General features: G+C 70.9%; 21 protein-coding genes and 1 tRNA gene. 7 read left to right on the plus strand and 15 right to left on the minus strand.

Features of this window, described 5'->3' with window-relative positions:
- The first annotated feature begins 31 nt into the window (after positions 1-31).
- The 3 genes from nadA (at position 32) to G8A07_RS18815 (ending at position 3,888) form a co-directional block, all read left to right on the plus strand.
- The gene (gene nadA / locus G8A07_RS18805) at positions 32-1,135 is read left to right on the plus strand and encodes a quinolinate synthase NadA (RefSeq protein WP_195793526.1); all 1,104 of its coding nucleotides are present in this window, start codon (positions 32-34) and stop codon (positions 1,133-1,135) included.
- A gap of 132 nt (positions 1,136-1,267) precedes the next feature.
- Positions 1,268-1,555 (plus strand): late competence development ComFB family protein, encoded by a 288-nt coding sequence (locus tag G8A07_RS18810; protein WP_195793527.1) that lies wholly within the window; start codon positions 1,268-1,270, stop codon positions 1,553-1,555.
- A 92-nt stretch (positions 1,556-1,647) separates the two neighbouring features.
- Positions 1,648-3,888 carry a TonB-dependent receptor domain-containing protein gene (locus G8A07_RS18815; RefSeq protein WP_195793528.1) on the plus strand — a complete coding sequence of 747 codons (2,241 nt, stop codon included), beginning with the start codon at positions 1,648-1,650 and terminating at the stop codon, positions 3,886-3,888.
- 21 nt (positions 3,889-3,909) lie between these two features.
- Here the strand turns inward: G8A07_RS18815 and nadB are convergent, their stop codons facing one another.
- From nadB to G8A07_RS18840, 5 genes are all read right to left on the minus strand, one after another.
- Entirely contained in the window at positions 3,910-5,520 is a 1,611-nt protein-coding gene (gene nadB / locus G8A07_RS18820) for an L-aspartate oxidase (protein ID WP_195793529.1), read from the minus strand.
- 90 nt (positions 5,521-5,610) lie between these two features.
- The gene (locus G8A07_RS18825) at positions 5,611-6,321 is read right to left on the minus strand and encodes an ABC transporter substrate-binding protein (protein ID WP_195793530.1); all 711 of its coding nucleotides are present in this window, start codon (positions 6,319-6,321) and stop codon (positions 5,611-5,613) included.
- Between the two features lie 91 nt (positions 6,322-6,412).
- Positions 6,413-9,001 carry an ATP-dependent chaperone ClpB gene (clpB, locus tag G8A07_RS18830; protein WP_195793531.1) on the minus strand — a complete coding sequence of 863 codons (2,589 nt, stop codon included), beginning with the start codon at positions 8,999-9,001 and terminating at the stop codon, positions 6,413-6,415.
- A 63-nt stretch (positions 9,002-9,064) separates the two neighbouring features.
- A complete protein-coding gene (crcB, locus tag G8A07_RS18835) occupies positions 9,065-9,442 on the minus strand; it encodes a fluoride efflux transporter CrcB (RefSeq protein ID WP_195793532.1) in 378 nt (125 codons plus the stop codon).
- Positions 9,439-9,930, minus strand: a complete 492-nt coding sequence (locus tag G8A07_RS18840; RefSeq protein WP_195793533.1) for a molybdenum cofactor biosynthesis protein MoaE — start codon at positions 9,928-9,930, stop codon at positions 9,439-9,441. Before G8A07_RS18840 ends, crcB begins: the two co-directional genes overlap by 4 nt.
- 154 nt (positions 9,931-10,084) lie before the next feature.
- Here G8A07_RS18840 and G8A07_RS18845 point away from each other — a divergent pair, with 154 nt between their 5' ends.
- Together G8A07_RS18845 and dapA are read left to right on the plus strand one after the other, a co-directional pair.
- Entirely contained in the window at positions 10,085-11,608 is a 1,524-nt protein-coding gene (locus G8A07_RS18845) for a GGDEF domain-containing protein (protein WP_195793534.1), read from the plus strand.
- Positions 11,609-11,813: 205 nt separating this feature from the next.
- Positions 11,814-12,737, plus strand: coding sequence for a 4-hydroxy-tetrahydrodipicolinate synthase (dapA, locus tag G8A07_RS18850; protein WP_249937052.1), 924 nt, complete (start codon positions 11,814-11,816; stop codon positions 12,735-12,737).
- On the opposite strand, the gene G8A07_RS18855 is transcribed toward dapA, so the two are convergent.
- A complete protein-coding gene (locus G8A07_RS18855; RefSeq protein WP_195793535.1) occupies positions 12,722-13,438 on the minus strand; it encodes a hypothetical protein in 717 nt (238 codons plus the stop codon). The genes dapA and G8A07_RS18855 overlap by 16 nt on opposite strands.
- Positions 13,435-14,136, minus strand: a complete 702-nt coding sequence (locus tag G8A07_RS18860) for a Crp/Fnr family transcriptional regulator (RefSeq protein ID WP_195793536.1) — start codon at positions 14,134-14,136, stop codon at positions 13,435-13,437. The genes G8A07_RS18855 and G8A07_RS18860 overlap by 4 nt, the downstream gene beginning before the upstream one ends.
- A gap of 115 nt (positions 14,137-14,251) precedes the next feature.
- On the opposite strand from G8A07_RS18860, the gene G8A07_RS18865 reads away from it, so the two are divergent.
- Both G8A07_RS18865 and G8A07_RS18870 read left to right on the plus strand, forming a co-directional pair.
- A complete protein-coding gene (locus G8A07_RS18865; protein ID WP_195793537.1) occupies positions 14,252-14,803 on the plus strand; it encodes a DUF962 domain-containing protein in 552 nt (183 codons plus the stop codon).
- Complete coding sequence (locus G8A07_RS18870; protein WP_256441051.1) at positions 14,800-15,834, plus strand: 2-dehydropantoate 2-reductase; 1,035 nt, start codon at positions 14,800-14,802, stop codon at positions 15,832-15,834. Before G8A07_RS18865 ends, G8A07_RS18870 begins: the two co-directional genes overlap by 4 nt.
- A 4-nt stretch (positions 15,835-15,838) precedes the next feature.
- Here the strand turns inward: G8A07_RS18870 and G8A07_RS18875 are convergent, their stop codons facing one another.
- The 8 genes from G8A07_RS18875 to selB all read right to left on the minus strand — a co-directional run bounded on the left by G8A07_RS18875 (position 15,839) and on the right by selB (position 22,663).
- Entirely contained in the window at positions 15,839-16,738 is a 900-nt protein-coding gene (locus G8A07_RS18875; protein ID WP_213086312.1) for an aspartyl/asparaginyl beta-hydroxylase domain-containing protein, read from the minus strand.
- A gap of 87 nt (positions 16,739-16,825) precedes the next feature.
- Positions 16,826-17,674, minus strand: coding sequence for a TOBE domain-containing protein (locus tag G8A07_RS18880; RefSeq protein WP_195793539.1), 849 nt, complete (start codon positions 17,672-17,674; stop codon positions 16,826-16,828).
- Positions 17,628-18,410 carry an ABC transporter ATP-binding protein gene (locus G8A07_RS18885; RefSeq protein ID WP_195793540.1) on the minus strand — a complete coding sequence of 261 codons (783 nt, stop codon included), beginning with the start codon at positions 18,408-18,410 and terminating at the stop codon, positions 17,628-17,630. The genes G8A07_RS18880 and G8A07_RS18885 overlap by 47 nt, the downstream gene beginning before the upstream one ends.
- The gene (gene modB, locus G8A07_RS18890) at positions 18,407-19,084 is read right to left on the minus strand and encodes a molybdate ABC transporter permease subunit (RefSeq protein WP_195793541.1); all 678 of its coding nucleotides are present in this window, start codon (positions 19,082-19,084) and stop codon (positions 18,407-18,409) included. Before modB ends, G8A07_RS18885 begins: the two co-directional genes overlap by 4 nt.
- Before the next feature lie 10 nt (positions 19,085-19,094).
- Positions 19,095-19,856: a molybdate ABC transporter substrate-binding protein gene (gene modA / locus G8A07_RS18895; protein WP_195793542.1), complete on the minus strand. Its 762-nt coding sequence runs from the start codon at positions 19,854-19,856 to the stop codon at positions 19,095-19,097.
- 141 nt (positions 19,857-19,997) lie between these two features.
- Complete coding sequence (locus G8A07_RS18900; protein ID WP_195793543.1) at positions 19,998-20,588, minus strand: nitroreductase; 591 nt, start codon at positions 20,586-20,588, stop codon at positions 19,998-20,000.
- Between the two features lie 27 nt (positions 20,589-20,615).
- Positions 20,616-20,708: transfer RNA gene (locus G8A07_RS18905), tRNA-Sec, on the minus strand.
- A gap of 20 nt (positions 20,709-20,728) precedes the next feature.
- A complete protein-coding gene (gene selB / locus G8A07_RS18910; protein ID WP_195793544.1) occupies positions 20,729-22,663 on the minus strand; it encodes a selenocysteine-specific translation elongation factor in 1,935 nt (644 codons plus the stop codon).
- Positions 22,664-22,668: the final 5 nt, after the last annotated feature.

Below are 22,668 nucleotides of genomic sequence, written 5' to 3' on the forward strand. Positions count from 1 at the left end.
CGGGGCGACGCCGGCCACCTAGAATCCCGGCATGGAAGCACAGCTGTTTGACTACATCCGCCAGGACGCCGAGGGCGCCAGCTGCACCGCCCATGCCTGGGCCAAGGTGCCGGCCCCCTTGAACCCCAGCCAGCGCGTGGACCTGAAGGCGCGCGCCGCGGCGCTGCTGAAGGCCCGCAACGCGGTGCTGGTCGCGCATTACTACGTGGACGGAGATCTGCAGGACCTGGCGCTGGAGACCGGCGGCATCGTCTCCGATTCGCTGGAGATGGCCCGCTTCGGCCGCGACCATGAAGCCCAGACCCTGGTCGTCGCCGGCGTGCGCTTCATGGGCGAGAGCGCCAAGATCCTCAGCCCCGAGAAGCGCGTGCTGATGCCGGATCTGGACGCCACCTGCTCGCTGGACCTGGGCTGCCCGGCCGAGGAGTTCGCGGCCTTCTGCGACGCCCATCCGGACCGCAAGGTGGTGGTCTACGCCAATACCAGCGCCGCGGTGAAGGCGCGCGCCGACTGGATGGTGACCAGCTCCTGCGCGCTGGAGATCGTCTCGCACCTGAAAGCCCAGGGCGAGAAGATCCTGTGGGCGCCGGACCGGCATCTGGGCCGCTACATCCAGGAGCAGACCGGTGCGGACATGCTGATGTGGAACGGCGCCTGCATCGTGCACGACGAGTTCAAGGGCCTGGAACTGGACCTGCTGCGCGAGCAGCATCCGGACGCGATGATCCTGGTCCATCCCGAGTCGCCCAAGAACGTGGTCGACAAGGCCCATGTGGTCGGTTCGACCTCGGCCCTGATCAAGGCGGTGGTGGAAGGCCGCGCGCAGGAATACATCGTCGCCACCGACAACGGCATCCTGCATCGCATGCGCCAGCTGGCGCCGGGCAAGACCCTGATCGAGGCGCCCACCGCCGGCAACAGCGCCACCTGCAAGAGCTGCGCGCATTGCCCCTGGATGGCGATGAACGGGCTGCAGGGCATCGTCGACTGCCTGGAGCGGGGCAGTGGCGAGATCACGGTCGACGAGCCCGTCCGCGCCAAGGCCCTGGGCTGCATCGACCGCATGCTGGACTTCACCGCGGCCCTGAAGGCCGGCCGGCTGCCGGGCTTCGTACCGAACATCGGCGCGGCCTGAGCGGGGCCGCGCGCCGGACGGCGGCGGCCCGCGAACACCCGCGAATAGCCCGAATCGGGGCTGGTTTTTCCGCAGCCATGGGCGCTATAAAGCGTCTATCGTTGCGCGACAACCATCATCCGAGGCCGCCTTATGACCGACTTCACTTCGCTGTACAACCATCACGAACGCGAGGTGTTCGCCGCCGTCGTGGAGCATGCGCCGCGCTTCCCCGAGCTCAACAAGAGCGCGGACCTGCTGGTCGACGTGGCCTGCGTCGCGCTGAACCGCCTGCCGCCGCGCTACATCCGCCATGAGGTGGACTTCTCCTTCTACCTGACCGAGCCGGAGCGGCTGGAGATCGACGCGGCGATCAAGGAGGCGGTCAGCTACGCCTTCAACTTCGTGCAGGCCCGCATGCAGCTGCGCGCCAGCCGCTGACGCGATTCGCCCCCGCGGCGGCCGCGCAGCGGGGCCTATGGACCCGGGAGGCTATACTCAGATGATAATAATTCTCATCTGCAGTAGTTTCAGTGGTCTCCCTCTCCCTGCTCCGCACCTCCTCTTCCTTTTCCCTCATCCCCCTGCTGGCCGCCCTGTGCGGCAGCCCCGCCCTCGCGACGGCGCCGGTCGATGGCGGCGCTGCCGATGAGGCCGTCGACGCCCGGCTGCCGCGGGTGCAGGTCAACGGCCTGCGCAGCATCGCCCCGGGCAAGACCCGCATCACCCCCGACGAGATCGAGCGCCAGCAGGCGCTGACCGTGCAGCAGCTGCTGGACAACCTGCCCGGCGTGGACCTGAACGGCAGCTGGCGCCCCGGCGGCCAGAGCCTGAACATCTGGGGCTTCGGCGATGTCGAGGACGTTCGCGTGACCCTGGACGGCGCCAACAAGGGCTTCGAGAAATACCGCCAGGGCTCGATCTTCATCGAGCCGGAGCTGATCAAGCGCATCGCGGTCGACAAGGGCGCACATTCGGTGCGCTACGGCAATGGCGGCTTCGGCGGCACGGTGCGCATCGACAGCAAGGATGCCGAGGATCTGCTGCGCCCAGACGAGCGCCTGGGCGGCCTGGTCAAGCTCGGCTGGGCCGGCAACGACCGGCAGCGCATCGCCTCCGGCAGCGTGTTCGCGCGCGCCGAGGCCGGCTCCGCCCTGCCCTGGCAGTTCCTCGCCGCGCTGACCGCGCGCGATTCGGACAACCAGCGTCGCGCCGACGGCAGCGAGTACGAGTTCTCCGCCACCCACAGCCGCTCGGCCCTCCTCAAGCTGACCTTGCCGCTGGGCGAGAGCCGGCTGACTCTGTCCAACCTGGAGGGGCGCAGCAAGGCATGGTCGCCCTTTGCCGCCAAGCGCGACGAGGTGCCCGCGCCGACCCCGGCCGAGATCGCCCGCTACGGCGAGCGCGAGGCCTGGCTGCGCAAGGTGCTGTGGCGCGAGCAGGCGGACCGCACCCAGGTGCTGCTGTGGCAGTACGCGCCGGCCGCGCAGCCGCTGCTGGACCTGCAACTGCGGCTGTCGCAGTCCAGCAGCCGGCAGGACGACAGCCGGCCCGACAGCATCACCAGCGACTTCGCCGCCAGCCTGGGCAAGCAGAGCCATGCCAGCTACCGCGACCGCCAGTTCGAGCTGAGCAACACCGCGCGCTTCGCGCTGGGCGGCGGGCGCCACACGCTGGCCGCCGGCCTGCAGGCCCAGCAGCATGAGCGCGACACCCTGATGCTGCTGCACACCCGACTGCAGGACCCCAGCTACAACAAGGGCTGGCTGCAGCCCTACTACATGCCCTCGGGCGAGCAGCGCAGCGTCTCCGCCTGGCTGGAGGACGAGATCCGCTGGGGCGACCTGAGCCTGACGCCGGGCCTGCGCTACGACCATGTGCGCACCGAGGGCGTGCCCAATCTCGCGCCGCGCTTCAACGACCCGAAGGCCGGCCACGACTACCGCGCGGTGTTCCACCATGGCTGGTCGCAGCATCTGGCGCTGGCCTGGCGGGTCGGCCCGCGGCTGCAGCTGTTCGCCGACGCCGGCCGCAGCTGGCGCGCGCCGGTGATCGACGAGGTCTACGAGGTGCAGTCCGCCGCCACCAGCGCGCCGGCCACCAGCCGCGGCCTGCTCAAGGAGCGCGTCACCGCGCTGCGCACGGGCCTGACCTGGGAGCAGCGCGACTGGATCGCCGCCGGCGACAGCCTGGCCGCCACGCTGACCGGCTTCCGCAACCTGGTGCACGACAACATCCACAAGCGCTTCGGCGTGATGGTCGAGCCGGGCACGACGCGCCCGGCGCAGCTGCCCTTCTACCGCAACCTGCCGGGCTACCGCAGCGAGGGCATCGAGCTGGAGGCGCAGTATGAGGCGCGCCGCCTGTTCGCCAGCGGCTCGCTGGCCTGGATGCAGGGCGAGCATCGCGGCTCGATCCGCGACCCCTGGGCGGGCCGCAACCAGCCGCTGATCGACAGCGCCGCACCCAAACTGGTGCTGGTGGTCGGCGGCAAATGGCCGGCGCTGGGCCTGGCCGCCGGCTGGCAGGGCAAGTTCGTCGGCGCGCAGCGCAAGGTGCCGGACGACGAGATCGTGCCCTACGCCCTGCCCGCCTCCAAGGGCTATGGCCTGCACGGCCTGTTCGCGCAGTGGCAGGGCCGCGGCCAGCTGGCCGACACGCGGCTCAGCCTGAGCATCGACAACCTGTTCAATCGCTCGGTCCAGCCCTATCTGGCCGAGGCGGTCTACGCGCCGGGTCGCAACATCAAGCTGACCCTGAGCCAGCGCCTCTGAGCGGCGCGGCGCTCGGGATCGTCAGCGCCGACCGCCGCGCTCGCTGATCAGCACGGTCGGGAAGCTGACCGGCAGGGTGCGCGGGTAGTCGCGGCTGAAATGCAGGCCGCGGCTCTCGTGCCGCAGCAGCGCCGAGCGCACGATCAGCTCGGCGCAGTCGACCAGGTTGCGCAGCTCCAGCAGGTCGCGGTTGACGCGGAAGTTGGCGTAGTAGTCCTCGATCTCGCCGCGCAGCAGGTCGATGCGGTGCAGCGCCCGCTCCAGCCGCTTGGTGGTGCGCACGATGCCGACATAGTTCCACATCAAGAGGCGCAGCTCGTCCCAGTTGTGGGCGATCACCACCTGCTCGTCGGCATCCTCGACCTGGCTCTCGTCCCAGGCCGGCAGCGGCGCCGGCGCCAGCACCGGCTGGGCCAGGATGTCGTCGGCGCAGGTCTGGCCCAGCACCACGCATTCCAGCAGCGAGTTGCTGGCAAGCCGGTTCGCGCCATGCAGGCCGGTGTAGCCGGTTTCGCCCACCGCATACAGGCCCGGCAGGTCGGCGCGCCCCAGCAGGTCGGTGACGACGCCGCCGCAGGTGAAGTGCACCGCCGGCACGACGGGGATCGGCTGCTTCGCGATGTCGATGCCCAGGCCCAGGCAGCGCGCGTGGATGGTCGGGAAATGTTCCTTCAGGAAGGCCTCGCCCAGATGCGTGGCGTCCAGCCACACATGGTCCAGGCCATGCTTCTTCATCTCGAAGTCGATCGCGCGGGCGACGATGTCGCGCGGCGCCAGCTCCATGCGCTCATCGTGCGCCGCCATGAAGCGCGTTCCGTCCGGCAGCTTCAGATGGCCCCCCTCGCCGCGCAGCGCCTCGGTGATCAGGAAGCTGCGCTCCTGCGGGTGATACAGGCAGGTCGGGTGGAACTGGATGAACTCCATGTTCGCGACCCGGCAGCCGGCACGCCAGGCCATCGCGATGCCGTCGCCGGTCGAGGTGTCGGGGTTGGTGGTGTAGCGGTAGACCTTGCCGGCGCCGCCGGTGGCCATCACGACCGCGCGCGCCGCCAGGGTCTCGACCCGCTGCGCGTCGATGTCCAGCGCGTAGATGCCGTAGCAGCGCGGCGGCTCATCCCGCTGCACATGGCGCGAGGTGATCAGGTCCAGCGCCATCCAGCGCTCGCGCAGCGTGATGTTCGGATGGGCTTTGGCCGCGGCCAGCAGCTGGTCGTGGATGGCCTTGCCGGTGGCATCGGCCGCATGGGCGATGCGGCGCACCGCATGGCCGCCCTCGCGGGTCAGGTGCAGGCCCAGCGGGCCATCGTCATCCGGCGTGAAGGGCACGCCCTGCTCGACCAGCCACTCGACCGCCGCCGCGCTGCGCTCGGCGATGAAGCGCGCCGTCGCCTCGTCGACCAGGCCCGCGCCGGCATCCTGGGTGTCGCGCACATGGCTGTCGATGCTGTCGTCGCTGCCCAGCACGCCGACGATGCCGCCCTGCGCCCAGGCGGTGGCCGCCTCGGTCAGGTCGCGCTTGGCCAGCACGACAACCGGCACCTGGTCGGCCAGATGCAGGGCCACGGTCAGACCGGCCAGGCCGGCGCCGACGATCACGACGGGAGAGGTATTCGCGGGGGCAGCGGCGGTCATCGAGCGGGCAGCGCGAGCTGAGCGCGCTTGTCATCCTGTTGAAACAAGCGGCGATTCTAGGAGGCACGCGCCGCTATCCCTGCCAAGGCCTCAGTAAGACCCCAGGACCTCTTCCTGTACTGAGGCGATGAAGCGCTCGCGCTCCAGCTCACGCAGCACCTCGGTCAGCCGCGCCAGCAGGCCGCGGTGCCGGCGATGCAGGTAATGGAACACCGGAAAGCTGGCCAGCGGTGGCGTCAGCACGCTGACGCCCGCAAAGCGATGGGCATTGACCGTCGCCAGACCCGACACCCGGTTCGCCAGCACCAGGTCGGTCCGCCCCAGCTCCAGCTTGGTGAAGGCCTGCAGCATGGTCGCGACGGTCTCGACCCGCATGCCGACGGTGTGCTCCTCGATGATCTTGATGCCCTTGACGAAGCCCAGCCGGTAGGGCCGCAGCGACTCCCAGCCGCTCACCGCGAAGGCCGGCACCGACTTGGTGAATACCACGATCTCGTAGGTCTGCAGCGCTACCGGCACCATCAACAGGTTCGGATAGGCACGCTCGATGCCGGCCCTGCGGTAGAGCTCGGCATCGCTCTCGCCGGTGTTCGCGCTCAGCAGCGAGCGCTCGCCGGGCAGGCTCTGCACCTCAAGGCCCAGCCCCAGGCGCCGGTAGGCCTCGCGCATCACCCGCTCCGCCACCGTGGTGGCCGGGTCGGGCTCCAGCAGGGTCGAGGCCCGCATCACCACCGCCTGGGCGTAGATCGGCGGGGCAATCAACGCCATCAGGGCGGCGAGGCTGCGGCGGCGGTCGGGCATGGCGGCATCGCCCTCCTTGCGGATGAGCTTAGGGCCTGCCACCCCTCAGGGCAACCCTGCGTAGCCCCGGCATTGCGCCGGGGCGACCACCTCAATGCACCACCCGCCCGAACGAGAAGGCCTCGCCCTCGACGCTGACCGGGATCACGTCCTTGGGCCCGAAGCGGCCCTGCAGGATCAGCTTCGAGAGCGGGTTCTCGAGGCGCTGCTGGATCGCGCGCTTCAGCGGCCGCGCGCCGAACACCGGGTCGAAGCCGACCTTGGCCAGTTCGTCCAACGCCTCGTCGCTGACGTCGAGCTTCATCTCCAGCTTGTCCAGGCGCTGCTCAAGCAGCCGCAGCTGGATCTTCGCGATCGACTTGATGTGCTCCGCGCCCAGCGCATGGAAGATCACGGTCTCGTCGATGCGGTTCAGGAACTCGGGCCGGAAATGCGCCTTGACCTCGCCCCAGACCGCTTCGCGGATGATCTCGTCGGACTCGCCCGAGAGCTGCATGATGTGCTGCGAACCGAGGTTCGAGGTCATCACGATCACGCAGTTCTTGAAGTCCACCGTGCGGCCCTGGCCATCGGTCAGGCGGCCGTCGTCCAGCACTTGCAGCAGCACATTGAACACGTCCGGGTGCGCCTTCTCGACCTCGTCCAGCAGCAGCACGCTGTAGGGCTTGCGCCGCACCGCCTCGGTCAGATAGCCGCCCTCGTCATAGCCGACATAGCCGGGCGGCGCGCCGATCAGGCGCGAGACCGAGTGCTTCTCCATGAACTCGCTCATGTCGATGCGCACCATCTGCTCCTCGCTGTCGAAAAGAAAGCCCGCCAGCGCCTTGCACAGCTCGGTCTTGCCGACGCCGGTCGGGCCGAGGAACAGAAAGGAACCGAGCGGCCGGTTCGGGTCCGACAGGCCGGCACGGCTGCGGCGGATCGCATCCGCCACCGCGGTGATCGCCTCGTCCTGACCCACGACGCGCTCGTGCAGCTTGGCTTCCATCTGCAAGAGCTTGTCGCGCTCGCCCTGCATCAGTTTGGAGACCGGAATACCGGTGGCGCGCGAGACCACCTCGGCGATTTCCTCCGCGCCGACCAGGGTGCGCAGCAGCTGAGCCTTGGTGCCCGCCTTGCCCGCCTCGTGGTCCTGCGCCTCCTTCAGGCGCTTCTCCAGCTCCGGCAGCTTGCCGTACTGCAGCTCGGCGACCTTGTTGAAGTCGCCCTTGCGCTTGAGCTCCTCGATCTGGAAGCGGATGCGATCGATCTCTTCCTTCACATGGGCGCTGCCCTGTGCCTGGGCCTTCTCATGGGTCCAGATCTCTTCCAGGTCGTTGTACTCGCGCTGCAGCTTCAGCAGCTCTTCCTCGATCAGGGTGAAGCGCTTTTGCGATCCCTCGTCCTGCTCGCGGCGCACCGCCTCGCGCTCGATCTTCAGCTGGATCATGCGGCGGTCCAGCCGGTCCATCACCTCGGGCTTGGAATCGAGCTCGATCTTGATCTTGGCCGCGGCCTCGTCGATCAGGTCGATCGCCTTGTCGGGCAGGAAGCGGTCGGTGATGTAGCGGTGCGAGAGCTCGGCCGCAGCGACGATGGCCGGGTCGGTGATCTCGACGCCATGGTGCACCTCGTACTTCTCCTGCAGGCCGCGCAGGATCGCGATCGTGGCCTCGACCGTGGGCTCGTCGACCAGCACCTTCTGGAAGCGGCGCTCCAGCGCGGCGTCCTTCTCGACATACTTGCGGTACTCGTCCAAGGTGGTTGCGCCGATGCAGTGCAGCTCGCCGCGCGCCAGCGCGGGCTTGAGCATATTGCCGGCGTCGATCGCGCCCTCGGCCTTGCCGGCGCCGACCATGGTGTGGATCTCGTCGATGAAGAGGATGATGCGGCCCTCGTCCGCGGCCACTTCCTTCAGCACCGCCTTCAGCCGCTCCTCGAACTCGCCGCGGAACTTGGCGCCGGCCAAGAGGCCCGCCATGTCCAGCACCAGCACGCGCTTGTCCTTCAGGGTCTCCGGCACCTCGCCGTTGACGATGCGCTGCGCCAGGCCCTCGACGATCGCGGTCTTGCCGACACCCGGCTCGCCGATCAGCACCGGGTTGTTCTTGGAGCGGCGCTGCAGCACCTGGATCGCGCGGCGGATCTCGTCGTCGCGGCCGATCACCGGATCCAGCTTGCCCGCACGCGCGCGCTCGGTCAGATCCAGCGTGTACTTCTTCAGCGCCTCGCGCTGGCCCTCGGCCTCCTGGCTGTCGACCTTCTGGCCGCCGCGCACGGCTTCCACCGCGCCCTCCAGGGCTTTGCGAGTCAGGCCATGGCCGCGTGCCACGCCGGCCAGGTCGCTCTTCGCGTCGGCCAGCGCCAGCAGGAACATCTCGCTGGCGATGAAATGGTCGCCACGCTTGGCGGCCTCCTTCTCGGCCGTCTGCAACAGGCCGATCAGGTCGCGGCTGGGCTGGACCTGCTGGCCCTCGCCCTGCACCTGCGGCAGGCCGGCGACGATGGTGTCCAGCGCAGTCTTCAGCGCCGGAATCTTGACGCCGGCGCGCTCCAGCAGCGCGCGCGGCCCGTCCGCCTGGGCCAGCATCGCAAAGAGCAGATGGGCTGGTTCAATATAGGGGTTGTCGCGCGTGACCGCCAGGCTTTGCGCCTCGGCCAGGGCTTCCTGGAAGCGGGTGGTGAGCTTGTCGACTCGCATGGGTATCAGACCTCCGATGGCGAGCAAATGGGCCCCAGCGGCCCGATTTCAAGAGCCGGTGGCTCAGGCTTTGAGCCAGATCAACTGCAGCAGCTTCATCCCCAGGGCCGCCGCTGCCAGCGAGCCCAGCACATGGGCCGCGCTGTGCGCCAGCGCCAGGCCGAACTCGCCGCGCTGCAGCAGGGACAGCGACTCGCCCGAGAAGGCCGAGAAGGTGGTCAGCCCGCCCAGGAAGCCGGTCACCAGCAGCAGCTTCAGCAACTCGTTGGGCGCGCGCCCGAAATACTCCAGCGCCATGCCGATCAAGAGGCCGCCGACCAGGTTCACCAGCAGGGTGCCGAGCGGAAAGCCGCCCCAGCCGGTATTCAGCCAGACCCCGGCACGCCAGCGCGCCAGCGCCCCCAGCGCCGCGCCCAGGGCCACCGCCAGCGCGCCGCTCATGGCACGACGGCCGCATTCGCGGCGGCGATGCCCCAGCGCGCCAGCGCCGCATCGTCGGCCTCGCGGGCGTCGACCCAATGGGCACCGCCCTCGGTATGTTCCTTCTTCCAGAACGGCGCCTGGGTCTTCAGGTAGTCCATCAGGAATTCGCAGGCCTCGAAGGCCTGGCCGCGATGCCGGCTGGCCACCAGCACCAGCACGATCTGCGCGCGCACTTCCAGCGGCCCGACCCGGTGGATCACCCGCGCGGCGCGGATGTCGAAGCGGGCGAAAGCCTGGTCGATCATCGCTTCGATCGCCGCCTCGGTCATGCCGGGGTAATGCTCCAGTTCCATCATGCGCAGGGCCTGGTCATCGCTGTGCTCGCGCACCGTGCCGACAAAGGCCACCACCGCGCCGATGCCGCCGTCGGCGGCGCGCAGGCGCCCGGTTTCGATGCCGAGGTCGAAATCCTCGGTCTGGATGCTGACGCGGGCGGGTCGGGACATGGCGGCATTGTGGCACCGGCGACGTCCCCCTCGCCGGCCGCCGAATCCGTGCGTTTTCCGCATTCCGGGGCGCGGGCTCAGGGCCGGCCCCGGGGTCCGCGCCTTCCGCGACTTGTTACATTTTGAGGCCAGCGCAGGGACGAGACCACGAACAATGACGGCCGAACAAGAACAGCAGCGGACCGACGCGGATCCGCCGGCGGTGCGCGACGAGGACATCGAGCAGGTGCTGGAGCGCGGCCGCAAGGATCTCAGCGCCGCGCGCTACCGCCCCGCCTACGACCTCTTCATGCAGGCCAGCCAGCGCGCCCACGATAGCGGGGCGCTGGCCAGCGAGGCGCGCGCCCTGGCCCTTTTGGCCTATGCCGCCGCCACCCTGGGCCACAGCGAGGAGGCGATCGAGACCGCGATGCTGGCCACCCAGCTGGCGCGCGCCTGCCCGAACGACGACACCCTGCAGATCAAGGTCGGTAACTACCTGGGCATCGCGCTGCTGTGGAACGGCAGCCATGAGGGCGCCGACGCGGTGCTGGCCCAGACCTACGAGCAGGCCAAGCGCGAGCCGCGCTCCGACCTGTTCTGGCATCCGCAGATCAACCGCGGCCTCAACGAGGCCTACAAGCTGTTTGCGCTGCGCCATATGGCGCGCCAGGTGCCGCAGCCGCGCCGCCTGCAGACCATGCTGGACGCACTGGAAGCCCATGCCGCGGTGCGCCCGGCCGCCGGCGCCCAGCCGGCGCCGCTGATGGCCAGCGGCCTGGGCGCTTGGCTGCGCTCGCTGGCGGCGGCCTGGGCCGGCCAGCCGGAGCAGGCGCGCCGCCATGAGCAGGAGCTGCAGGAGGTCTGCAAGCGCCATGCCCAGGTGCCGATGCTGACCGCGATGGCGCATTGGCTGCGCGCCGAGCTGGCGCTGGCCAGCGGCCGCCAGGAGGAGGCGCTGCTGGCCGCGCGCAAGCTGGCCGCGCTGACCCTGGAGATCAACCACCAGCCGCTGCAGCGCGTCGCGCTGCTGCTGCAGGCCGATCTGCACGAGATGAACGGCCGCGCCGACGCGGCGCTGGACTGCCTGCGCCAGCAGCAGCTGCGCGAGCACCAGCTGCGCCAGGTCAGCATGCACCACCGCCGCAATGTCGCGGCGCTGCGCTTCGAGCTGCGCCAGCACAAGCAGGAGGTGCGCAGCCTCAAGCACAGCACCGAGCAGCTGCAGCGCCTGTCGATGGAGGACGCGCTGACCGCGCCGCTGGCAAACCGTCGCGGCCTGGAGCGCCGCCTGGGCCAGGCGCTGGCGCAGCCGGCACGCGAGCCGCTGTTCGTCGCGGTGGTCGATGTCGACCAGTTCAAGTCGGTCAACGACCGCCATTCGCATCAGGTCGGCGACCAGGTGCTGAAGACCCTGGCCGGCCTGTTCCAGCAGCTGCTGCGCAGCGAGGACATCGCCGGGCGCTGGGGTGGCGACGAGTTCGTGCTGGCCTTCCGCGCCGTCGATGCGGTGCAGGCCGAGGGCGTGGTCGAGCGGCTGCGCCGCGCGGTGCGCCTGCACCCCTGGGAGACGCTGGCGCCGGGCTTATGCGTCAGCATCAGCCTGGGCCTGACCCAGGCCCAGGACGGCGACGACCTCGACGCCCTGCTGTTGCGCAGCGACCTCGGCATGTATGCGCACAAGCGCCAGCGGCGCTGAAGCGCGGCTATAGTTGGACGCCATGCCCCGCGCCGACTTCTATCCGTCCTCGTCGCTGAAAAAATCCAAAAAGCAGCCGCTCATCTGACCGGCGCTGCTGCCGTGCTCGGATGAGCCGGCAGCCCCCTCTCCCCCGCGTTCCCTTTCCCTCGCTGCCCGCTCGCCCGTCCACGGTTTCCAGGTCGACAACCCCGGAGAACCCGACGTGCCCGCTATCGCTCAATCCCAGCATCGCTCCCCGCATCACGAGGCCTACCAGGGCCTGTGGATCCCGCTGGTCACGCCCTTCAACAAGCAGGAGGCGGTCGACCATGGCGCGCTGCAGCGCCTGGTCGCGCGCCTGCGCGGCGCCGGCGTGCGCGGCTTTGTCGCCTGCGGCAGCACCGGCGAGGCCGCGCTGCTGGAGCCGCAGGAGCAGGACGCGGTGCTGGACACCGTCTACGCGGCCGCCGGCGCGCTGCCGGTGATGGTCGGCGTCTCCGGCCCGCGGCCCGGGCCGGTCGCGGCGCGCATGCAGGAGCTCGCCAAGCGCTTCCCGGTGCATGCCTTCCTGCTGCCGCCGCCCAGCTACATCCGCCCCTCGCAGCAGGGCCTGCTGAATTTCTTCCTGCAGATCGCCGACCAGGCGCCGGCGCCGCTGGCGCTCTACGACGTGCCCAGCCGCACCGGCGTCAAGATCGAGCTGCAGACCCTGCTGCAGCTGGCCGAGCATCCGCGCATCCAGGCGCTGAAGGACTGCGGCGGCCAGCTGCAGGCCACCCAGACCCTGATCAACGACGGCCGCCTGGCGGTGCTGGCCGGCGACGACCATGCGATCTTCCCGACCCTGGCCCTGGGCGGCGCCGGCGCGATCGCGGCCAGCGCCCATCTGCTAACGCCGGCCTTCGTGCAGTTGGTCGCGGCCCTGGCCGAGGAGCGCACCGAGACCGCTCGCCGGCTCTGGCTGGTGCTGACGCGGCTGATCGGCCTGTGCTTTGCCGAGACCAACCCGGCGCCGGTGAAGGCCCTGCTGGCGCGCCTGGACGGCCTGCACAACGAGCTGCGCGCGCCGCTGCATCCGGCCTCGCCGGAGCTCGAGCAGCGGCTGTGGGAGGCCTACCGCCAGGCCGAGGCTCAGCTGGCGGTCTGAGCCGGTTCGGCCTGCAGCTCGAACTCCAGCACCAGTTCGTCGCGCACCGCCAGCAGGCCGCCCAGCACCGTGAAGGGCGTCAGGCCCAGCTCGCGCTGGCGCAGCACGAAGGCGCCGGCGATGCGCGGGCGCTCCGGCGGGCCGGACAGGCGCAGCGGCACATCCAGCGCATGGCGCCGCTCGCCCAGCGCCAGCTCGACGCGGGCCGCCAGCCGCGGCGGCTCGCCCACCAGCTCGAGCAGGCGCAGGCGCAGCTCCGGTCGACGCGCCGCATCGACGCCCTGCGGGCCGAGCAGATTGGCCCGGGTCGCGGCGATCGCCTCCGGCGTCAGCGGCGCGGCGAAGGCGCCGCCGGCGGCCGCGCGCTGCGCCGGATCGTCCAGCAGCAGCTCGTCCCAGCGCAGGCGCAGCTCGCCGCGCGAGCGCGCCAGGTCCTCGTCCGGCCACCACAGCCAGCCCTCGAAGCGCGGCGCCGACAGCAGATGGTTGTGGCCCAGGCGCGCGGCGCGGCCGCCGCGAAACACATAGATGCGCACGGCCGAGGTCGCCGGATCGAGCCGGAACAAGCGCCCGCCCGCCTCCAGCGGCGCGCGGGCAAAGGCGGGCGGCCAGTCCTGTGACAGCGCCGCCGGCGGGGGCGGCGTGGCCGCACAGGCCGTCAGCAACGCGGTGGCCAGCATCAGCAGGGCCGCGCGCCTCATGCACCCTCCCCCAAGGCGCGCAGCGCGGCCGGATCCAGCAGCTCGATCTCGCCGTAATGCAGGGCCAGCAGGCCGCGGCCGGCCAGGGCCTGCAGCGCCTTGCTGACGCTCTGGCGGCTGACGCCCAGCATCAGCGCCAGCTGTTCCTGCGGCAGCCGGATGCGCCGGCGAGCCACCGCCTCATGACCATAGCCTTCGGCCACCAGCGCCAGGCGCTTGGCCAGGCGCTGCTGCAGCGGCAGCCGGGCGATGTCCTCCAGCACCTCGAAGGCCAGGCGCAGCTTGGCGCTGGCCAGCCGGGCCAGGTCGCGCCAGCAGGCCGGATGCGCCTCCAGCCAGGCCAGCAGCTCGGCATGCGGCAGCAGCCAGACCTGGGTCGCGCCCTCGGCCACCGCGTCATGGGTGCGCGGCAGGCCGTCCAGCAGCGAGATCTCGCCGAACCATTGCCCCGGCTCCAGCCAGGCCAGGAGGCTGGCCGAGCCGTCGGCCTGGGCCGCGCCGACCCGCAGCGCGCCCTCCAGCACGCAGCACAGCCCCTCGGGCCGCCCACCGCGCTCGAACAGGATCTGGCCATGGCTCAGCGCGACCCGTCGGCCGCGCCCCAGCAGCAGGGCCTGCAGCGCCGGGTCGCAGCCGGCGAACCAGGGATGGGCGCGCAGCAGCGCGGTATCGGCGGCACTCAGGGGCGGGGTGGACATGGGGAAAATAGGGGGGCCCAATGGCCTTGCACGCGGCGGAGTTTGTCGGCATTTTGACAGTCGCGCGCCGGGATGCTGAACTAGCATCCGCCGATTCGAAAACGAGGAGACGCCCATGGCCGCCAGTCCCTTCCGTCCCGCCTTGGACCTGATGGTGCAGTACGCCCGCTACCACCGCGACCGGCGCAATATCGCAACCCATTTCGTCGGCATTCCGCTGATCGTGTTCGCGATCGGCATCCTGCTGGCGCGCGCGCAGGTCGAGCTGGGCGGCTATGCACTGAACGCCGCCTGGCTGCTCTGGGCCCTGTCCACCATCTGGTACCTGACGCGCGGCAGCCTGGTGCTGGGCCTGGCGACCGCGCTGGTCAACGCGCTGCTGATGGCGCTGGCCGAGCCCTTCGCGGCCGCGGCGGTCTCGACCGGCAGCTGGCTAGCCTGGGGCATCGGCGCCTTCATCGTCGGCTGGATCATCCAGTTCGTCGGCCACTATTACGAGGGCAAGAAGCCGGCCTTCGTCGACGATCTGGTGGGCCTGCTGGTCGGCCCGATGTTCGTGGTCGGCGAGGCGCTGTTTGCGCTGGGCTGGGGCCGCGGCATGCTGGCCGAGATCGAGCGCCAGGCCGGCCCGACGCATCTGCGCGACCTGGCCCATCCGCTCGCGTGAGCGCCGACGGCATCGCGCCCAACAAAGCGGCGCCCATACTGGTGATGGGGGCCGGCTCGATCGGCTGCTTCCTCGGCGGCGTGCTGGCCGCCGCCGGCCATCCGGTGCATTTGGTCGCGCGAGCGCGCGTGCTGCAGGCGCTGCGCGAGCGTGGCCTGACGATCGGCGACCTGGAGGGCCGCCGGCAAGACCTGCCCCCCGCGCGCCTGCGGCTGCACGAGGCGCCGCCCGCCGGGCTCAGGCCGGCGCTGACCCTGCTGTGCGTGAAGAGCGGCGCCACCGCCGGCGCGGCCCTGCAGCTGGCCGCGGCGCTGCCGGCCGGCAGCGTGGTGGTGTCGATGCAGAACGGCGTCGGCAATGTCGAGCGCGCCCGCGAGGCCGCGCCGGGCCTGCAATGGCGCGCCGGCATGGTGCCCTTCAATGTGGCCGAGCTGGCGCCGGGCCATTACCACCGCGGCACCGCCGGCGGCCTGGCCGCCGAGACCGACCCGGCGCTGGAGGCGCTGCGCCCGGCCTTCGCGGCCTTCGGCCTGAGCCTGCGGCTGAAGCCCGATCTGCGCGCGATCCAATGGGGCAAGCTGCTGATCAACCTGAACAACCCGGTCAATGCGCTGTCCGGCCGGCCGCTGCGCGCCCAGCTGCTGGAGCGCGGCTACCGGCGCTGCTTCGCCGCGCTGCAGACCGAGGCGCTGGAGGTGCTGCGCCAGGCCGGCATCGAGGTGGCGCCGGTCACGCCGGTGCCGCCCGAGCGCTTCGCCGCGCTGCTGCGCCTGCCGACGCCGCTGTTTAGGCTGCTGGCCGCGCGCATGCTGAAGATCGATGCCAAGGCCCGCTCCAGCATGGCCGACGACCTGGCCCTGGGCCGCAAGACCGAGATCGACGCGCTGTGCGGCGAGGTCGTGCGCCTGGCCCGCCGCGAAGGCCGCCAGGCGCCGCTGAACGCGCGCATGCTGGCCCTGGTGGAGGGCTGGACCCAGCGCCCCCTGCCCTACGGGCCGCGCGAGCTGGAGGAGGCGCTGGGGCTGCGCTGAGGCTTCAGCTGACGAAGACCCAGTAGAACAGCCCCACGATGATCGCCCACTTGCCGATGTAGTAGGTCGGCCGGCTCTTGGCCTTCAGGGCCTTGCCCCACAGGCGCACCTTGTAGGCATAGAAGAAGAACTTGTTGAGCGCGCCGACCGGCTCGCCCTCGACGTTCTGGGTCGCCGAGGCCGTCATCACGACGCGGGCGAACAGGCGGTTGAACCAGCGTACCGGCGCGAAGTACAGCGGCCGCTCGACGTCGCAGAACAGGATCACGCGCTGCTGCTCGGTCGTGTTCTCGGCGTAGTGGATGAAGGTCTCGTCGAACATCACCGCCTCGCCGTCCTTCCAGTGGTAGCGCTGGCCGTCCACCTCAATGAAGCAGCCGGGCGAGTTCGGCGTGGTCAGGCCCAGGTGGTAGCGCACCGAGCCGGCATAGGGGTCGCGATGCCGCACCAGGCGGCTGCCCGGCGGCAGCGAGGCGAACATCGCGGCCTTGACCGTCGGGATCTGGCGCAGCAGCTCGACGGTCTTCGGGCACAGGGCCTTGGCCGAGGCCAGGTCCTCGCCGTACCACTTCAGGTAGAAGCGCTTCCAGCCGGTGCGGAAGAAGGAGTTGAAGCCGATGTCGTTGTAGGTCGACGCGGCCTTGATCTGGCCCTCGTCATTGAGCTTGAGCGCCTCCTCGCGGATCACCTGCCAGTTCTGCTGCAGCAGCTCCAGCTCCTTGAACTGCTGGGGGTCCAGATAGGGCGTGGCCGGCGCGCGCGAGAACAGATACATCAGCGCATTGACCGGCGCGATCAGCACGGTGAAATCGGTCAGCGCCCGCGCCAGGCGAAAGCGCACCTTGCCGCGGAAATGGGCATACAGCGCCGACGCGACGAAGATCATCAGCACCCAGTAACGCAGCGGAATCGAGGACATCGGGTCCAGCCTTCTAGTGGTTCAAACGGTTCGGGAAAGTCCGGCATTATCGGGCCCGCGCATGAACTGCGTCTAAACCAGGCTCCCCAGAATCACGCTGGAGGCCTTGAACAGGGCCGTCGCCGCCTGGCCGGGGCGCAGATCCAGGGCCTGCAGGCTGGCCTGGGTGATGGTGGCGGCCAGGCTCTGGCCGCCGCCGATGTCCAGCAGCACCTCGGCATTGACCGCGCCCGGCGTCACCGCCAGCACCTGGCCATGCAGCTGGTTGCGTGCCGACAGCCGCACGCCCGGTGTCTCATCGAGCCCGGTCGCGATCAGCACCGAGCTGGCCTTGACCAGCGCGAAGGCCTCGGCGCCGAGCTTCAGGCCCAGCTGCTCGGTGCTCTCGCGGGTGACGATCGCGACGATGCGGGCGCCGCCCGGCAGGCTCAGGCTCACCTCGTCGTTGACCGCACCGGCCTGGTAGGCGCAGACCTGGCCGACGAACTGGTTGCGGGCGCTGGTCTTCATATTGATCATCCTCAGCAGCTGGAAGTCGCGCGACAGATCGGCGCCCTCGTCGCTCAGCTGGCGCACGAAGCGCCGGTGCAGCGCCTCGATCTGGGCGAAGCGCTCGACCAGTTGGCGGCCGCGCTCGGTCAGCAGGGTCGAGCCGCCGCCGCGGCCGCCGGTGCTGCGTTCCACCAGCGGCGCGCCGGCCAGGTTGTTCATCTGGTCCACCGCGTCCCAGGCCGCCTTGTAGCTCAGCCCGACCGCCTTGGCGGCCTGGGTGATCGAGCCCTGCTCGCCGATCGCGCGCAGCAGCGCGATGCGGTTCTCGCCACCCAGCGGCATGCCGCCGGCGCTCAGGGTCAGGCTGCCATGCAGCGCCAGTTCATGGCCTGTCGGCGAGGACTTGCGGGATCGGTCGCGCGTCGCCATGGTCGTCTCGGGATTGCGGGGCGCCCGAGCATACGTGAAGACAGGGTGGCGGTGCCGCCGCGAGGATGCGCCCCTCCTCCATCGTCAGCACCTGGTCGGCCAGGCGCTCGGCGTCGGCCTCGTCATGGGTGATCAGCAGCATCGGCAGCTGCAGCTGCGCCTGCAGATCGGCCAGCTCGTCGCGCAGCCGTGCGCGCAGCGCGCTGTCCAGCGCGGCGAAGGGCTCGTCCAGCAGCAGGGCCTGCGGCCGTGCCACCAGCGCGCGGGCCAGCGCGGTGCGCTGACGCTGGCCGCCGGAGAGCTGCTCCGGGTAGTGATGGGCCAGCGGCTGCAGGCCGAAGGCCTCGATCCAGCGCGCCACCTCCGGATGCTCGGTGCGGCGGCTCGGGTTGCGCCAGCCGCGCACACCTTCCCGATTGAGGCCGAAGGCGATGTTCTGCAGCACCGTCAGATGCGGGAACAGCGCATAGTCCTGGAACACATAGGCCAGCCCGCGCGCACGCGCCGGCACCTCGACACCGGCACCGCGATCCAGCAAGACCCGACCCTGCACCTTCACATGGCCGGCATCGGCGCGGGTCAGCCCGGCGATGATCTTCAGGGTCTGGCTCTTGCCGGCGCCCGAGGGGCCGATCAGCACCAGGCGGCGCGCATCGCTGGCGAAGCTCGAGCTCAGCTCGAAGCGTCGACCGGCATGCTCGAAGACGCGACGCACATCGACGTCCCAGACCCTCATCGCAGCGCCCCCGCGACCCGGCCCGGGGCCAGGCGGCCCGCGCTCAGCAGCACGACGATGCAGGTGATCGAGGTCACCAGCACCAGGAAGCTGGCCATGCCGTCCTGGCCGGCCTGCACCGCCTCGTAGACCGCGACCGACAGGGTCTGGGTCTTGCCCGGGATGCTGCCCGCCACCATCAGGGTGGCGCCGAACTCGCCGGTGGCACGCGCGAAGGCCAGCAGCACACCGGCCAGGATGCCGCGCCAGGCCAGCGGCAGGGTGACGCGGAAGAACAGCGCGGTCTCGGACAGGCCCAGCACCCGCGCCGCCTGCTCCAGCTGCGGATCGACCGCCTCGAAGGCCGCGCGCGCCGACTTGAACACCAGCGGAAAGGCGACGATGGTCGCCGCGATCACCGCGCCCTGCCAGGTGAAGATCAGATTGATACCAAACTCGGCCTGCAGCCAGGCGCCGATGGGGCCGTTGCGGCCGATCAGCACCAGCAGGTAGTAGCCCAGCACGGTCGGCGGCATCACCATCGGCAGGGTCAGCAGCGCGTCCAGCAGCTCGCGCCCCGGGAAGCGCAGCCGCGCCAGCGCGAAGCCCACGGCGACGCCCAGCACCAGGTTCAGCGCGGTGGCCCAACCGGCCACCTTCAGGGTCAGCAGCAGCGGGATCCAGGCCTCGCTCATGGTCGGGTCATCAAGGCTTGCCGAAGCCGTACTTGGCCAGCACGGCCTGGGCCTGCGGGCTCAGCACGAAGGCGACGAACTTCTGCGCCTCGGCCGCGTTGGCGCTGGCCGCCACCGGCGCGACCGGATAGAGCACCGGCGTCTCGGTCGGCACGGTCAGCGCGACCTTCACCTTGTCGGCCATCAGGGCCGCATCGGTACCGTAGACAAAGCCGGCATCGACCTCGCCGCGCGCCACATAGTCCAGCGCCTGGCGCACATTGTTGGCGCCGATCATCTTGGGCTCGACCGCACCCCACAGGCCGGCCTTCTCCAGCACCGCCTTGGTATAGCGCCCGACCGGCACGCTGGCCGGCAGGCCGATCGCGATGCGGCCATAGGCGGGCTGCGCCAGCTCGGCCACCGCCTTGGGCGTGGCCTTGGCCGCGCCCGGCACGATCACCACCAGGCTGTTGGAGACGAAGTTGCGGCGCTGCTCGGCCTTCACCAGGCCCTGCTGTTGCGCCTGGTCCATGGTCTCCTGGTCGGCGCTGGCGAACACATCGGCCGGCGCGCCCTTGGCGATCTGCTGCAGTAGCGCGCCCGAGGCGCCGAAGTTGAACTGCAGCTTGCTGCCGGGATGCTGCGCCTCGTACAGCGGCCCCAGCTCGCGGAAGGCATTGGTCAGGCTGGCCGCGGCCGAGACGGTCAGCTCGGCCGCCAGCGCACCCCCGCTCAGCAGCAGGCCCGACAGGGCCAGGACGAGGCGGATCGGGCGGGGCTTGTGGCTCATGAGGAGTCGCTCCAGGCTGAGGATCGGTGGGCAGGAATCGTTATATACAAGTGTACATACTGAAACCGATTCGACACCTCATACCCAGGCAATCGCCGTGCGAGTTCCGTTATATCCAGGCCACCAGAACGACGGCCTGTGTCAGCCGGGCAAGTCCTGACCCCAGGGCTGCAGCGCCAGCTCCGGCCCGGGCTTGCGCGAGGGGCCGGCGGGCTGCCGGGCCGGCGTGCCCAGCGCCACCCAGCCGACCAGGGTCTCGCCCGGCGCGCAGAAGGCCTCGGCGATCTGCGGGTTGCGCACCTTGGCGCCGCTGAGCATCTTGCCGCCATAGCCCAGCAGATGGGCCGCGCTCATGAACTGCGCCAGCGCGCCGCCCAGCGCCACCCATTGCTCATGCGCCGGCACCTGCGGATGGCCGAGGTCGATGCGCGCGACGATGGCCACCGTGACCGGCGGCCCCAGCGCGCGCTCCGCATCGAGCCGGGCGCCCGCCTCGTCCTTGCCCGCGGCCAGCGCCGCCCGCTCGAACAGCTCGGCCATGCGCTGGCGCGCCGCGCCGCGCACGACCTTGAAGCGCCAGGGCACCAGCTCGCCATGGTCCGGCGCGCGCAGCGCGGCCTGCGCCATCAGGGTCAGCTCGGCCTCGCTGGGCCCGGGCTCCAGCAGATGCTTGGGCCCCACCGAATAGCGCCCCAGCAGGGCCCGCAGGGCCAGGTCTTGTGCTTCGTTCATCAAGCGACTTTAGGGCAAGGCCTGGGGCGGAGGGGAATGGGAGTCGAACCCACCCGGCGACGCATGGCGCCACCCACCGGGTTTGAAGCCCGGCCGACACACCGGTGTCGTTTCCCCTCCATGAATCCCTTGGGGTTCATTCATGATGCCGACGCCTCGTCGGCAAACAGCGTCGACTCGGCGCGCAGCTTGTGCAGATCGCCCACGCGGCGCAGCAGGCCGACGCGGTCGAAATACTCCAGGATCTGGATCGCGCGCTTGCGGCCCAGGCCGGTCGCGTCGCGAAAGGCCGCCGCCAGCACCTGCCCCTCCTGCTCCCGCGCCAGGCGCCGCGCGATGCCTGCCAATGTGCGCATCGGCTGGGTCGCGTAGTAGAGGTCTTTCACCACTTGATGCACCTCGCCCTGCTGGGCCAGGCGGGCCAGGGTCGTGCGCATCAGCGGCTCGGGCTCGGCGGCGTCGCGTGCCAGGTCGCGCGCCCAGGCCCCCTCGAAGCCGGCCTCGGCCAGGCGCGGCGCCACCTTCTGCGCGATGCGCTGCTCGGCGGCCGACAGGCGCACGCCATGCTCTGGCAGGTGCACGAAGGCGCCGCGCTGCGCCAGCGCGCCCTGCTCGCGCAGGCGCGCCAGCAGGGCCAGCCACAGCGGCTCCGGCAGGCGCGGCGCGGCCAGGCGGCGCAGACGCGCCGCGTCCGGCCCCAGTTCGTCGGGCTGGCGCGCATGGAAGTCGCGCAGCGCGGTCAGCGCCCGCTCGCCCAGCGCCGCCGCGGCCAGCTCGGCCAAGGCCCAGCGCGCCTCGCCGGCCGCCGCCTGCAGCGCCGCTGCTCCCTCCAGCTGAGGTGGCTGCGCGAGCCCCTCGGCCCGCGCGAAGCGCGCCAGATCCAGCCCCAGCGGCGCCACCGCCAGCAGGGCCTGCAGGCGCTCGGCCGATGTCTCGCGCTGCAGCGCGACCAGCTCGGCCAGGCGCTCCGGCGTGCGGCGGTAGCGCGCCGGCGCGAACGGGTCCAGCACCACGCCGCCGGCCAGGGTGCGGCTGGCCGCCGCATCGCGCAGCACCACACGGTCGCCGCGCCAGGCGCCGATGGGTTCGCGCAGCAGCAGCTGCACGAGGGCCTCGCCGCCCGGCGCCAGGGTCTCCACGTCCAGCAGCGCGACCGCGCCGAGCTGCGCTCGCGCGCCCAGATGCACGAACACCGGCGTGCCGGAACGCAGCGCCTTGGCCTCGCCGGGCCAGAGGGTCAGGCGCGCATCCAGCCGCTCGGTGGCCAGCGCCACCGCGGGTTCGCACAGCCATTGGCCGCGCTCGATCTCGTCGCGCGCCAGCCCGACCAGGTTCAGCGCGCAGCGCTGGCCGGCGCTCGCCCGCGGGACCGCGCGGTTCTGCGCATGCAGGCTGCGCACCCGCGCGCGGCGGCCGCGGGATGCATCGGGCGCCAGCGCCAGCTCGGCGCCCAGCGCCACCGCGCCGGCATGCACGGTGCCGGTCGCGACGGTGCCGACGCCGTCCAGGCTGAAGGCCCGGTCCACCGCGAGGCGGAAGGCCCGCTCCTCCCCTGCCGCTGACGGAACCACCTGCGAGGCCTCGCGCAGCAGCAGCTCGCGCAGCGCGGCCATGCCCTGCCCGCTCGGCGCGCTCACCTCCAGCAGCGGCGCCGCGGCCAGGAAGGTCCCGTCCAGCAGGGCCGCAATCTCGGCCCGCAGCACGGCCAGGCGGGCCGCATCGGCGACGCGATCGCATTTGGTGATCAGCACCGCACCGCGCATCAGCCCCAGCAGCGACAGCACCGCCAGATGCTCGCGCGTCTGCGGCATCACGCCGTCATCGGCGGCCACCAGCAGCAGCGCGTAGTCGATGCCGGTGGCGCCGGCCAGCATCGTGTGCACCAGGCGCTCATGGCCGGGCACGTCGATGAAGCCGATGCGCTGCCCATCCGGCGCATCAAGAAAGGCATAGCCCAGCTCGATGCTGATGCCGCGCTGCTTCTCCTCCGGCAGCCGGTCGGTGTCGACGCCGGTCAGCACCCGCACCAGCGTGGTCTTGCCATGGTCGATATGACCGGCGGTGCCGACGATCATGGTCG

Source organism: Roseateles sp. DAIF2 (assembly GCF_015624425.1).
GTDB lineage: Bacteria > Pseudomonadota > Gammaproteobacteria > Burkholderiales > Burkholderiaceae_C > Kinneretia.